14 protein-coding genes are annotated in these 12675 nt (G+C 57.0%); 6 read left to right on the plus strand and 8 right to left on the minus strand.

Features of this window, described 5'->3' with window-relative positions:
• Entirely contained in the window at positions 1-996 is a 996-nt protein-coding gene (locus FQ179_RS15975; RefSeq protein ID WP_149398279.1) for a LysR family transcriptional regulator, read from the plus strand.
• Positions 997-1146: 150 nt separating this feature from the next.
• Here FQ179_RS15975 and FQ179_RS15980 read toward each other — a convergent pair whose 3' ends face one another.
• From FQ179_RS15980 to FQ179_RS15995, 4 genes are all read right to left on the minus strand, one after another.
• Complete coding sequence (locus FQ179_RS15980) at positions 1147-2382, minus strand: ArgE/DapE family deacylase (RefSeq protein ID WP_370459888.1); 1236 nt, start codon at positions 2380-2382, stop codon at positions 1147-1149.
• Positions 2383-2429: 47 nt separating this feature from the next.
• On the minus strand, positions 2430-3473 hold the full coding sequence (gene alc, locus FQ179_RS15985; RefSeq protein ID WP_149398281.1) for an allantoicase: 1044 nt from the start codon (positions 3471-3473) through the stop codon (positions 2430-2432).
• A gap of 132 nt (positions 3474-3605) precedes the next feature.
• Entirely contained in the window at positions 3606-4544 is a 939-nt protein-coding gene (puuE, locus tag FQ179_RS15990) for an allantoinase PuuE (protein WP_149398282.1), read from the minus strand.
• Between the two features lie 15 nt (positions 4545-4559).
• Positions 4560-5318 carry a GntR family transcriptional regulator gene (locus FQ179_RS15995; RefSeq protein WP_149398283.1) on the minus strand — a complete coding sequence of 253 codons (759 nt, stop codon included), beginning with the start codon at positions 5316-5318 and terminating at the stop codon, positions 4560-4562.
• Between the two features lie 90 nt (positions 5319-5408).
• Here FQ179_RS15995 and uraH point away from each other — a divergent pair, with 90 nt between their 5' ends.
• The 3 genes from uraH (at position 5409) to FQ179_RS16010 (ending at position 7719) form a co-directional block, all read left to right on the plus strand.
• Positions 5409-5762, plus strand: a complete 354-nt coding sequence (uraH, locus tag FQ179_RS16000) for a hydroxyisourate hydrolase (protein WP_149398284.1) — start codon at positions 5409-5411, stop codon at positions 5760-5762.
• Between the two features lie 47 nt (positions 5763-5809).
• Positions 5810-7111 carry a urate hydroxylase PuuD gene (locus FQ179_RS16005; protein ID WP_149398285.1) on the plus strand — a complete coding sequence of 434 codons (1302 nt, stop codon included), beginning with the start codon at positions 5810-5812 and terminating at the stop codon, positions 7109-7111.
• A gap of 320 nt (positions 7112-7431) precedes the next feature.
• Positions 7432-7719, plus strand: coding sequence for a 4a-hydroxytetrahydrobiopterin dehydratase (locus FQ179_RS16010; protein WP_149398286.1), 288 nt, complete (start codon positions 7432-7434; stop codon positions 7717-7719).
• Positions 7720-7834: 115 nt separating this feature from the next.
• Here the strand turns inward: FQ179_RS16010 and FQ179_RS16015 are convergent, their stop codons facing one another.
• Positions 7835-8770, minus strand: coding sequence for an AEC family transporter (locus FQ179_RS16015; RefSeq protein WP_149398287.1), 936 nt, complete (start codon positions 8768-8770; stop codon positions 7835-7837).
• Between the two features lie 241 nt (positions 8771-9011).
• Here FQ179_RS16015 and FQ179_RS16020 point away from each other — a divergent pair, with 241 nt between their 5' ends.
• Positions 9012-10520: an AMP nucleosidase gene (locus tag FQ179_RS16020; RefSeq protein WP_149398288.1), complete on the plus strand. Its 1509-nt coding sequence runs from the start codon at positions 9012-9014 to the stop codon at positions 10518-10520.
• Positions 10521-10574: 54 nt separating this feature from the next.
• Here FQ179_RS16020 and FQ179_RS16025 read toward each other — a convergent pair whose 3' ends face one another.
• Complete coding sequence (locus FQ179_RS16025; RefSeq protein ID WP_149398289.1) at positions 10575-10883, minus strand: DNA-binding protein; 309 nt, start codon at positions 10881-10883, stop codon at positions 10575-10577.
• Positions 10864-11208 carry a type II toxin-antitoxin system RelE/ParE family toxin gene (locus FQ179_RS16030; protein WP_149398290.1) on the minus strand — a complete coding sequence of 115 codons (345 nt, stop codon included), beginning with the start codon at positions 11206-11208 and terminating at the stop codon, positions 10864-10866. Before FQ179_RS16030 ends, FQ179_RS16025 begins: the two co-directional genes overlap by 20 nt.
• 245 nt (positions 11209-11453) lie before the next feature.
• Here FQ179_RS16030 and FQ179_RS16035 point away from each other — a divergent pair, with 245 nt between their 5' ends.
• The gene (locus tag FQ179_RS16035) at positions 11454-11966 is read left to right on the plus strand and encodes a nucleoside 2-deoxyribosyltransferase (RefSeq protein ID WP_149398291.1); all 513 of its coding nucleotides are present in this window, start codon (positions 11454-11456) and stop codon (positions 11964-11966) included.
• Between the two features lie 114 nt (positions 11967-12080).
• On the opposite strand, the gene FQ179_RS16040 is transcribed toward FQ179_RS16035, so the two are convergent.
• Positions 12081-12578, minus strand: a complete 498-nt coding sequence (locus tag FQ179_RS16040) for an SET domain-containing protein (RefSeq protein WP_149398292.1) — start codon at positions 12576-12578, stop codon at positions 12081-12083.
• Positions 12579-12675: the final 97 nt, after the last annotated feature.

Below are 12675 nucleotides of genomic sequence, written 5' to 3' on the forward strand. Positions count from 1 at the left end.
ATGGCGACGCGGCGTGGCGACGAAATGCTTGATACGTACTTGTTGACAGTATTGTGCCTGCTTGTGTCCGAGCGCAGCGTTTCACGTGTGGCGCTACGCCTTAACCAGTCTCAGCCCACTATTAGCGTGGCGTTGCGCCGTTTACGCGACATTCTCGGTGACCCTTTGCTGGTGCGTGAAAAAGGTGGCATGGTGCCCACAGAGCGCGCGCTAAGCCTGGTTGAGCACGCGCGCGGTGCACTCAATGAAATCGAGCGTATGGTCACTGCGCCAGAAAGCTTTGATCCGTTTACGTCGCGACAGGTGTTTCGCATTGGCTCACCTGATTACCTCGCCCCCGATTTCATGAGCAGTGTGGCGACGCGTCTGCGCCGCGAAGCGCCGCATGCCCACCTTAAGGTTCATGCTCTGGGCCCAGCGTTTGATTTTGAGCAGTCGCTCGCAGAGGGCGAGCTTGATGTGGTTATCGGCAACTGGCCTGAGCCACCCGATCGCATGCACCTTTCTATGCTGCTTGAAGATGAAATCGTGTGCCTGGTCTCAGCTAACCATCCGCTGGCGCAAAAAGGCATGACGCTGCAAGACTACCAGGCAGCCGTGCATATTGTTCCATTGCCTTACTCCATGACCCAGCGTGGTGTCATTGACAGTGTGCTGGCGGCGGCGCGCATAGAACGCGATGAGCGCGTGTCAGTGCAGTCTTTCAATGTGGCGCCGTATCTGCTGGCAGGCACCGATATGGTGTTTACCACTTCGCGGCACTTTGCCACGTTCTACAGCAAGCTGCTGCCTCTGGCCATTGTCGAAGCGCCGATTAAATTTCCGTCCATGCGCTTTTATCAGTTGTGGCACGAGCGCCATCACCTGTCGCCCGCACACCGATGGTTGCGCCGTCTTCTGGGCGATTGCGGTCAGCAACTGGGCCAGCAACTGGGCCAGGGCTTGGGCACAGCCACCGTTGCGCCCGACCCCGGGCCTGGCCGCTCTGAAGGTTAGGCGGCTGCGCACGCCCATCGGGTTGGCGCGGGCCAACCACGCACGCCGCCAACACCCGCCAAGCCCTTACGCCGTGCGCGTTACATCCTGCGCACTACACGCCGAGCGTTAAACCCTGCGCGTTACACACTACGCCCTTCACCCCTCGCGTTACACCAGTAGATCTGCCAGCATCAGCGCGACCACCTTGGTTGCGCCGCGCAAGTCCTCAAGCACCACATTTTCATCTGCCTGCTTGGCTTTGGACTCCATCAGCGTGCGGGGGCCGGCGCCATACATGACGACGGGCACGCCATGCTCACCATAAAGCCGCGCATCGGCATACAGTGGCGTACCCACAGCCGGGATGTCTTCCCCGAATACCGTGCGGGCGTGTTTTTGCAGACTGGCCACCATACGTTCATGGCCTGGTAACGGCCGCAGCGCGTTGGCACGCAGAATCCGTCGGATATCAACATGTATACCGGGCAGGCCCGACACCGGGCTGACGATGAGTGCGCGTACCTCAGCTTCCACCCGTTGGGGGTCTTCTTCAGGGATAAGCCTGCGGTCCAGCTTTAACACTACTTTGCCGGGCACGACGTTGGTATTGGTGCCGCCCTCGATGTGCCCGACAATCATGGTGGGGCTGCTGATGCCGGGGATGCTTGAAGAGATCGCCTTGAGGCTGGCAGCCTTCGCGTAGACGGCCTGCAGAATCCGAGTAGCGGCCTGCAAGGCATCGTGCCCGGTGTGCGGCATGGCGCCATGCGTGGCTTTGCCATTGACGGTAACTTCAAACTGCAGGCAGCCGTTATGGGCCGTGACCACTTCATAACTGAAGCTGGCGCACAGTGCATAGTCAGGCTTGGTCAAACCTTGCTCAAGCAGCCAGCCTGGCCCCAGCAGGCCCCCAAACTCTTCATCATAGGTAAAGTGAAACTCTACGGTGCCCCGCAAGGGCAACTGGCTGGCTTCCAGCGCTCTGACCGCATACAAATAGGTAGTGAAATCGCTTTTTGAAACGGCCGCCGCGCGCCCGTACAGGCGCCCATCTTCAATATTGGCGCCATACGGTGACTGGCTCCACCCGTCTCCTGGCGGCACGACGTCGCCGTGCGCGTTCAGGGCAATGACGGGGCCGCCCTCACTGTAATGGCGGCGCACAATCAGGTTGGTAATGCTTTGCATGCCATAGTCGCGCACCTGCTTCTCAGGCACGGTATGGCGCTCGACATCCCATCCCCATGATTCCAGCGTTGTGGCCACCGCTTCCGCATGCGGTGCGGTGTTGCCAGGAGGCGTGTCAGTGGGAATGCGCACCAGATTCTGAAGCAAGGCCACTTGCTCGTCAAAATGCGTGTCTATCCAGCCTGTAATGGAACTGGCCTGGGCGTCAGGCGTCAGCCTGTCAGCGCCAGAGCCGGCATTGTCCGTCGTGGTGTGCTGATTCATTATTCTCTCGCAAGTTTGCCCCAGATACGCACGCGGCTAATGCCACCGTCGGGGAACATGTTTACACGCACATGCGTAACAGGCCCGAGCTTGCTGATCTGCTCGCCTTCATAAAAATGCTGTTTGTGCATATCGGTTTTCTGTTCGCCCAGCAGTTCGGGCCAGAACATGGCCTGGGTTACCAGCGACTCGTCGGTAGACGCGTCCATGCGCGCGGCTTGTATGGATACCCGATCAGGATAATTGCCCTTGAAGTGCGCGGTATCGACTTCGATTTTCTCGACAATGGCTGCATGCCCCAGTTCAATAAGGCACCAGTCATAGCCAGGTTCGCGACGGCGCCGGGTTTCCCACCCGTCTCCCATGTTGACACCGCGACCGGGCATGATGAGGCGAAACGGTACGCCAAAGTGGGCGTCGTTATAGGCCACAATGCGGCCGCCATTGGCCAGTGCCGACACCTCAAAAAGCTGGTCGGAAGGCTTGGTATCCCAGTTGCAGGCAGGCTGGCCATAAACGCGCAATCGCGCCACGCCACCGTCAGGGAATATATTCAGACGCAGGTGTGTCCACACACGGTCATCGGTCAGCTCAACAAAATGATGTGCATTGCCATTGAGCGAACGCGCTGGAACGATTTCGGTCCACGATGTGCTGTCGTCCGGGTCTCCTTCGATATTGCATGCCTGCACCGAAGCGGCGGGCGGGAAGTTACCGGTGAAATGGCTGGTGTTGATGTCCAGGCCCTTGATGACGCCGGGCAGGCCCAGACGGATAATGGCGCTGTCATGCCCGCCATGGCGGCGGCGACGGGTTTCCCAGCCATCCATCCACTTGCCATTGTCATCGAACTTGCCCACGATAAATACAGGCTCGGACGATTGCAGCATGCGCTCGGCTGCCGCAAAAAACTCATCAGAACACGACACAACCTGCGTGCCAAAGTCGGCAGAGGCCAGGTTGGCATAGCGGGTTGCAAAGGCGGGCAGGTCTACAGATGGGGCGTCGACGACGGTTCCGACGGGAAGATTGGGCTTGGCCATGGTTTACTCGCTCCAGTAAAAGAAGGCGGGACACTCGTCCGGGTGTGTGCCGCCCAGTAGGGCGGCGGCGTATGTACAGAAATCGGGGCATGGCCGGGCTGACATGGGTGCCTGGCTATGGCGTTTAACGCGTTAGCCTTGTGTGTTGCCCTGCCAGGGATGGTGCTTGATCCAGTGGCGCGCAATATCGGCGCGGGTGGGGATCCACACCTGATCATGGCGCTGGATGTAATCCAGAAAGCGTTGCAAGGCCGCAAATCGGCCCGGGCGGCCGGTAATGCGGCAGTGCAGCCCTACCGACATCATCTTGGGTGCATGCTTGCCCTCGGCATACAGCACGTCAAAAGCGTCACGCAGGTAGGTAAAAAACTGTTCGCCGCTGTTAAACCCCTGCGGTGATGCAAACCGCATGTCATTGGTGTCTAGCGTATAGGGCACGATAAGCTGTGGCTTGCTGCTGCCATCACCCAGCGTAACGTTTGCCCAGAAAGGCAGGTCATCACCGTAATAGTCTGAGTCATACAGAAAACCGCCTTCTTCGGCGACCAGACGCAGGGTGTTGGGGCTGTCGCGGCCGGTGTACCAACCTTCGGGGTGGTGGCCCACCAGCGCACTGACCACCTCTATGCAGCGCTGCATGTGCTCGCGTTCAATGTCTTCGGGCGTGTCTTGGTAATGTATCCATCGATAGCCATGACAGGCGATTTCATGGCCCAGTTCGACGAAAGCCTGGGCCGCCTCGGGGTTGCGCTCAAGTGCCATGCCAACGGCAAATATTGTTAGCGGTAGCCCGCGGCCCTCGAATTCGCGCAAAATTCGCCAGACGCCGGCGCGTGATCCGTATTCGTAGATGGATTCCATGGACAGATGGCGGGCGGGGTAGGCGGCCGCGCCAATAATCTCTGACAGAAACTGCTCGGACGCGGGGTCGCCATGCAGCACGCAGTTTTCGCCACCCTCTTCGTAATTGAGCACAAACTGCACAGCAATACGGGCATTGCCAGGCCAGTTGGCATGGGGCACGTTGCGGCCATAGCCGATAAGATCACGCGGGTAATGCTGAGGCGACATGGTGGCTCCGGTACGTTAGCGTTTAATACTTATTGCCAGCCACGGATCTACCGGGCCTTTTTCGGGATCATTCATGCGGTGTTCGCAGTCTTCGAGATGGTGATGCATGGCGGCTTTGGCACCTGCAGCGTCACCCTGCGCAATGCGGTCAAGAATGTCTTGGTGCTCAAGATACGAGCATGTGCTCTGGCCGGGCGTGTCGTAGTAGGCAATGATGAGCGTCGTGCGAGCGCACAGGCTGTGCAGCATTTCGATAAGCACGTCATTGCCCAGCAGGTGGGCCAGCTCAACGTGAAACGCGTTAGAAAGCCGTATCCAGCTAATGCGGTCACCGCACTCAAATGCCTTGCGTTCGCGCGCCACCATGTCGTACAGCGGCAGCAGCCGCGTCTGTATGTCGGGCAGGGCGACCAGCATGTCTAGGGTCATGCACTCCATGGCCCGCCGCATTTCAAACACGTCGCGGGTTTCTTTGGCGTTGGGCTGCCATACAAAGGCGCCCCGGTTTGGCTCGATGACCACGATTTTGTCATGGGCCAATTGCGACAGCGCCATACGCACGATGTTGCGCGAGCATGAAAATATCTTGCACAGTGTGGCTTCGGTAAGCTTGGCACCAGGCAGCAAGCGCCGGTCCATGACGGCATCAAAAATGTCGTCATAAACACGATCAACCTCTGAGCGCGGGCTGGTGTCGTAAGCGCTGCGCCACGACGAAGCTTTTGGGGCTTCCAGCGTGTCGGCTGACGCAGAGTTGGAATGCAGATACAACATTTTGTGAGAATCTCTTGATGAACTGTTGACAATTATTGGTGATCGCCTGAGAATCGTCAACATAAATTGTTGACAATTATTGGAGACACCATGGGCAAGCTATCTACCCATGTTCTGGACACCATGCACGGTGTGCCGGCGCAAAACGTTCGTATTACGCTTTATCGCATTGAGGGTGGGCAGCGTGCATTGCTAAAGCAGGTGAGCACCAACCACGATGGCCGCTGCGATGAGCCATTACTGGCCGGGCAGGCCCTGCAAAAAGGCACGTACGAACTGGTATTTGAAATCGGTGACTACTTCGCGGCAAAAGGCGTCCGGGTACCCGAACCACGCTTTGTTGATCAGGTAAGCCTGCATTTTGGCGTGGCCAACCCCGATGAAAACTATCATGTCCCACTGGTTGCGACCCCCTGGACGTGGTCTACCTATCGCGGCAGCTAAGGCGCTCCGTCTTACGGCATTCGCTGACACAAACCCGGGAAACACCCATGCAAGCATTTCTTATTGAGTACGGCAATCTTCTGTTGCGCTGGCTGCACGTGATCGCTGCCATTGCCTGGATAGGCGAATCGATTTATTTCGTCATGCTCGACAACAGCCTGCATGCGCCGCGCGGTGAGCACAGCAAAAAGCTGGGTGTATTTGGTGAAATGTGGGCGGTGCACGGCGGCGGTTTCTACCATAACCAGAAATACCTTACCAACCCAGCCGAGTTGCCCGATGACTTGCACTGGTCGTTCTGGAAGGCCTACACCACCTGGTTGTCGGGGTTTGCGCTGTTTTCCATCATGTATTTGATGAAGCCCGCGTTTTACCTGGTCAACCCCAATAGCCCCTGGGAATGGGCGGCTGCCATGAGTGGCAGCCAGGCCAGTTTGCTGGCCGTAGCCTTTCTGCTTGTGGGCTATTTTTTGTACTCGCAGCTATGCCAGCGCATCAGTCCTACCATGGAGCGTGATGGGCTACTGAGTGTGGCCGTGGGCGTGATGATGGTGGTTGTTGCCTGGCTTACGGTTCAGATATTCCCGGGGCGCGCCGCCTTTCTGATTACCGGTGCACTAATGGCCACCTGTATGTCTGCCAACGTGTTTTTCTGGATTATCCCTGGCCAGCGCCGCATGGTTGCCGCACTGAAGGCAGGCAAGGCGCCCAACCCACTGGATGGCAAACTGGGCAAGCAGCGGTCGGTACACAACACCTACTTTACGCTGCCGGTGGTGTTTCTGATGCTGAGCAACCACTACTCATTTACCTACACCAGCCCGTATGCCTGGATCATCATGAGCCTGTTCATTTTTGCAGGCGCGGTCATCCGACAGTATTTTGTATTGCGCCATATGGGCAAGAATCAAATTGCATACCCCGTTGTGGGTATTGTGTTGCTGGTGATTATCGGCTGGCTCGCAGCACCTGCGCCAAGACCCGCCCCGGCCGCTTCGGCGTCATCAACGGCTGCGTCCGGAGAGCATGCCGGGTCTGCTGCGGCGTTGGCAAACACCGCTGGGAGTGCGGCAACAGGCGCAGCGGCGGCCGGTCAGTCAAAAGATATGTCGCTTAATCAGGTGAAAAAAATTATAGGCGCGCGTTGTGTAGAGTGTCACTCGGCCACACCAACGTTTGCAGGCATTGCCGCTGCGCCTGCCGGCATATCCCTGGACACTGATGCTGAAATCGCGCTGCATGAAGACCAGATCAAACAGGTTGTGGCAAGCCAGTACATGCCACTGGGCAACATCACAAAAATGACGGAAGAAGAACGCGCTGCCATCGCCGCATGGGGTGTCAGATAATAGGCGGATGTCTACAATGCCGAGCAAACGGCCGCACTTTTTTATTTTCCAAGCCTGGTTGCTATGCTGGCCTCCTGCATGAACGGCGCGGTGCGCTATATACCCAGAGTGTGCATGAACCGCCACGTTGTACCCACCCGGGTGTGTAGTGCGTGCGGTAGCCTGCGCGGGCAGGGCGACTTGCCTGCTGCTGCTTTCTGAAACCAGAGTAGGCATCTCCCTATTGAGTCGGTTAGACTTTGGTTATAAAGTCAGAATTCCCGGTCCAGACATAATGCTGATGCGGGTTTGGCAGCGTTTACCTCAAAGGACTTGTCACCATGAAGAACCAGCTCAAACTCATTGGCGCGCCTTCGGCCCTGTTGTTGCTCGAGGGGTGGTCGGCGATAGAAGGGCGCGACGCCATTCAAAAAACGTTTACCTTCAAAAACTTTAACGAAGCCTTCGGCTTTATGGCCCAGGTGGCGATGCAGGCAGAAAAACTGGATCATCATCCTGAATGGACCAACGTCTACAACCGCGTTACGGTCACGCTTACTACTCATGATGCCAATGGGGTAACCGAACGCGATGTTTCTCTGGCCTTGTTCATGGATCAGATCGCCTGATACGGCTTCTTGCGGTGCTAGGCCCTCGAGTCGCAGGGGCCATGTCAGCGTGCGTGTCCGCCTTCATGGTCATTTCCGTTAAGGCAGCGGCCAGCGATTTGCGGCGTTGATGATGTCAGGGGTTTCCCAGCCACGCCACCAGTGCCGACACGCTAATTAGCGAGAGCACGGTCGATAGCAAAATGGCTTTTGAGGTAGTGGCGGGTGCGCGGTCATACAGCTTGGCCAGCATGAACGGGCCAGTACCCACAGGTAGGGCGGCCACCAGCACGGCGGTGCCCGCCCACATGGGCGGCATGTCGAACACCACATAGGCCAGTACGAACGCGATTAGCGGATGAAGCAACAGCTTCAGGGCCACAATGCGCCACACGGCCGATTTCTGCGTAGTAGGCTCTCCTTGGGCCAGAAAAAGCCCGATGGTAACGAGCGCACAGGGGCTGGCGGCCGCGCCAAGCAGGGTGGTGAACTGGGTTACGCCGGAAGGCAGCGTTAACCCCGAGGCAGCAACCAGCAAACCCAGCATGGGTGCCATAACCAATGGGTTAAGCGCCACCGAGCGGCCTACCTTGGCAAAGGTGCGTGCCAGTCCGGGAGAGCCCTGCAAGTCGATCTCGATAAGCACGATAGAAAAGGCAAACAGACCGCAGGCAGTTAGCAGGGTGGCCAGTACTACAGCGGGCAGGCTGGCTTCGCCAAACACCATGAGGCACAATGGTATGCCCATATAGCCTGTGTTTGAGTAAGAGGCGGCCAGCCCTTCGAGGCTGCGGTCGGCCAGTCGTCCGCCGCGGCCGCGATCCAGCAGAAACGACACCGCGAACACAATGGCAATAGAAAGCACCGACGCCGCGATATAGCCGGGCTGGTTGATTTCTTGCCAGGTAATCTGTGCCATGGCCTGAAACAGCAGCGCGGGCAGCGCCATCCAGACCACGAATTTGTTCAGGCTGTCGACTGCCGCTGGCCCCAGCAGCCGCCTGCGTGCCCCCAGATAGCCGAGCAGAATCAGAGCAAACAGCGGGAAGACGGCATTAATGATGGCGTTCAAGTAGAGGTTCCGGCAAACTGGGCTAAATGCCAGCTATTAAAACAAAATTTTGTCGGGCCAGGCTTGCAGACCAGTCGGCGTCATGACGGTCAGGGTAAGCTAGTTGATCATCGTATGCCTGTAACGAGCAGACGGTGACTCGCAATTCTGTCACAGTTGCCCGGTAGGCTCTGATTGTTGCATTGTTTTTTGCCGGAAAGACCGCGTACGATTGAACGCAAACAATTTTTTATAAGAAAGCATGAACGACTTATCTGAATCTCTGTCCTCTGCCCTGCTTCCACCGGCGGTATCCTATGCAAGCTTTACCGACCCCAAAGAGGCCGTGGCACGCTTGATCGAAATCTACGATCGCAACACCGCATTTATTCGCGACGCCTTTGGCAAGTATGTCAGCGGCGATATGGCGCATCGTCGCCGCGTGCGGGCTTATTACCCGGCGCTGCGCATTATGGTTGACACCTACCAGGAGGTCGACAGCCGGCTGTCCTACGGCCACCTCATCGAGCCTGGCACGTACACGACGACGGTTACGCAGCCAGGGCTGTACGCCGACTATCTGCTGGAGCAAATAGGCTTGCTCGTTAAAAACCATGGCGTTCCGGTCGAGGTGGGTGAGTCCAGCCTGCCTATCCCGCTGCATTTTGCGTTTGGTGACGCTGAGCAAAATGTGGAAAGCGTATACACCGATTCTTTGTTGGGCGAATCGCTGCGTGACTACTTTGATGTGCCTGATCTGGCGGTTACCGATGATGCCATTGTCAATGGTACCTGGCTTGGGCAGCGTGACGAACCCATGCCGCTGGCACCGTTTACCGCGCCACGGGTTGATTATTCGCTGCATCGGCTACAGCACTATACGGCCACCGCGCCCCAGCATTTTCAGAATTTTGTGCTGTTTACCAACTACCAGTTTTACGTCGACGAATTCTGCAAATGGGCCAAGAACACATTGCGTAGTGGCGACGGTGGCGGCTATACCGCGCTGGTAGAACCGGGCAATGTCATCACTCCGGCAGGTGCTGATGCTCAGACAATTGGGACGCCGCTGGCGCGTATTCCGCAAATGCCCTCATACCACTTGCTGCGCGATCAGCACATGGGTATTACGCTGATCAACATCGGTATTGGCCCCTCCAACGCCAAAACCATTACTGATCACGTGGCAGTATTGCGCCCGTCTGCGTGGCTTATGCTGGGTCATTGCGCAGGCCTGCGCACCACCCAGCGCCTGGGTGATTACGTGCTGGCACATGGGTATGTGCGACAGGATCACGTGCTCGACGAAGACCTGCCGCTCTGGGTGCCGGTGCCGCCGCTGGCCGAAATACAGGTGGCGCTTGAGCAGGCCGTGGCAGATGTTTCTGGCCTTAAAGGTTGGGAACTGAAAAAAATCATGCGCACCGGCACGGTGGCATCGACCGATAACCGTAACTGGGAGCTGCGCGATAACGCCGAGCCGGTGCGCCAGCTTTCGCAATCTCGTGCCATTGCCATGGACATGGAATCAGCCGCCATTGCCGCCAATGGGTTTCGTTTTAGAGTGCCATATGGCACGTTGCTGTGTGTGTCTGACAAACCTCTGCATGGTGAGCTTAAACTGCCGGGCATGGCTAGCGAGTTTTATCGTTCGCAAGTGGGGCAGCACCTGCATATAGGCATTCGTGCACTTGAACTGTTGCGCGACATGCCGCGTGAGCGCCTGCATTCGCGCAAGCTTCGCAGCTTTATCGAGACGGCGTTCAAGTAAACAGGTCGCAAGCCCGTCGCGCCACGATTGTCATTACCTGCATGCCAGCCGGTATCAGGCGCTGCATGAAGTAGCCAACGGCCGCACCGCCAGTTGCAGCCCCATCGCTTTAAGTATGGCTGTCAGGCTGCTGAGTGCAGGGTTACCCTGTGGCGAGAGCGTGCGATACAGTTGGGTGGGGTTTAGATGGGCCTGCTCGGCCACCGCCTGTACACCGCCAAACGCCTGAGCGAGCTGACGCAGCACAGACAACAGCTCAGCCTGATCGCTGTCTTCGAGTATGGCATTGATGACGTCGAGTGCGAGCGCAGGATCGCTGCGGTACATGTCGGCCATGGCTTCGCTATTTGGTTTGCTTCTCATTGCTGCCTCTTTGGTTCCAGTCGTTCCAGAAATATATTGCCCTGTGTATGTCAGTGCTCTGCGTGTGTTTATCACCCCTGCACAGCAGCACAACACGATGGCCAGATACTGCGTAATAGACTCGATAGCCTGGCCCTGTGTCGATGCGTAGTTCCCTGACCCCTTTGCGGCAGTATTTGTGATCGCCGAAATTGCCTTGCCCTATTCGCGCGACGCGCCGGATGACGGCAACTTTGGTGGTGTTGTCGTGCAGGCGGTGTAGCCATTCTATGTACGGGTCTTTGTTCTTGCCTGCAGTCAGGTAATGTACGATCTGGTAATGCATTACTTTCGTTTATTTACGAATTTAAATCAATAAGTAATATCGTTAAATGGCCAGGCCATAGCGATCACCTCCAGCTAGCCGTTGTACTATTCGTGCTTACATGTATCGTCCCTGCAGGACGCGTCGGTGGCAATGCGTAGCGTGTGTTTTTCGCCCACCTTCGGGCGTGCTCGCGCCAGGCTGCCCAATCGCCGGTATGGCGTGCATCGTGCGTGCAGGTGCAAGGTATATAAGGAAAAGCTGCCATGAAAAAAATCTATCTGGCCGGTTTTGACGTGTTTCGGCCCGATGCCGTGGAGCACGGCGAGTACCTCAAGCGGCTTTGTGAAAAATTCGGGTTTACTGGCCTCTACCCGCTGGATAACAGCGCACCGCCTCATTTAACTGGCAAAGGGCTGGCGCAGTGGATTTGCGATGCCAACCTGCAATTAATTCGTGAGGCCGATATCGTCATGGCCAACCTCAATGCCTTTCGCGGGCATGAGCCTGATTCAGGCACGGTGTTTGAGGTGGGCTATGGCGTGGCGCTGGGCCGCGAGGTGTGGGTCTATGCCGATGAAACCCGCTCATTAGTGGGGCAGGTAGGCTCACATAAGGCGCAAGAGGCGGGAAGGCAGCGCATTGTCGACGATCAGGGGTTTACCGTTGAAGATTTTGGGCTAAGCCTGAACCTCATGATTGCGTGTACGGCAAATGTGGTGCAGGGGGATGCGCAAACATGTCTGGCTCAGATTGCCGCCAGTACTAACGCAGGCTGACCCAATGCTCGGCAAGCTTCGCGGCTAAAGACAACGGAGACCCGAGCCCCGATTCTTATTGGACACATCTGGGCTGAGGGCACTGGGGTCTGATACGCGCCGACATGCCCTTCCTTATTCTTTGGTGCTCTGGGTTTTTTGTTTGCGCGCAGGCGGGAGCGCGAGCATGGTGCCTCGACAGGACGGCGCACCGCACAGGCACTGATATTGGCTTTTTAGTTTGCGCGTGATGCGCCCTTCCATGACCAGACCGTAGTCATAAAACAGTTCTGTGCCGGCGGCAATGTCTTCGAGCGCAACGATATGCACTTTGCTGCCGGCTTCGTTTTCCTGGGCCTCGCAGTTGGGTGCACACGAATGGTTGATCCAGCGCGCGTCGTTGCCCCGCGTACCACCATCAATGACCTTGCCGTTGCTCAGCGAAAAGAAAAACGTGTGAAACGGGTCATCAGGGTTGACGGGGTGCATGTCATCGGCCTCTTCGGGGGTGATGCGCTTGCCCTTGTATTCCAGTAGTTGTGTGCCTTCCGGAATGTCAACGGCAGCAAACACGCCCTTGCCATGCAGGGTCGATTTTCTGACACTGTGCCACTTGGTTTTTTCTGAATTCATGCTGTGCCTTCGGCCTGTGGTGAAAAAGAATACACTTGAACAACCTGACATCTTATTAAATTACGTGTGACGCTGTGAATACTACTACCGAACTACC

Source organism: Pusillimonas sp. ANT_WB101 (assembly GCF_008369125.1).
Classification (GTDB): domain Bacteria; phylum Pseudomonadota; class Gammaproteobacteria; order Burkholderiales; family Burkholderiaceae_B; genus Allopusillimonas.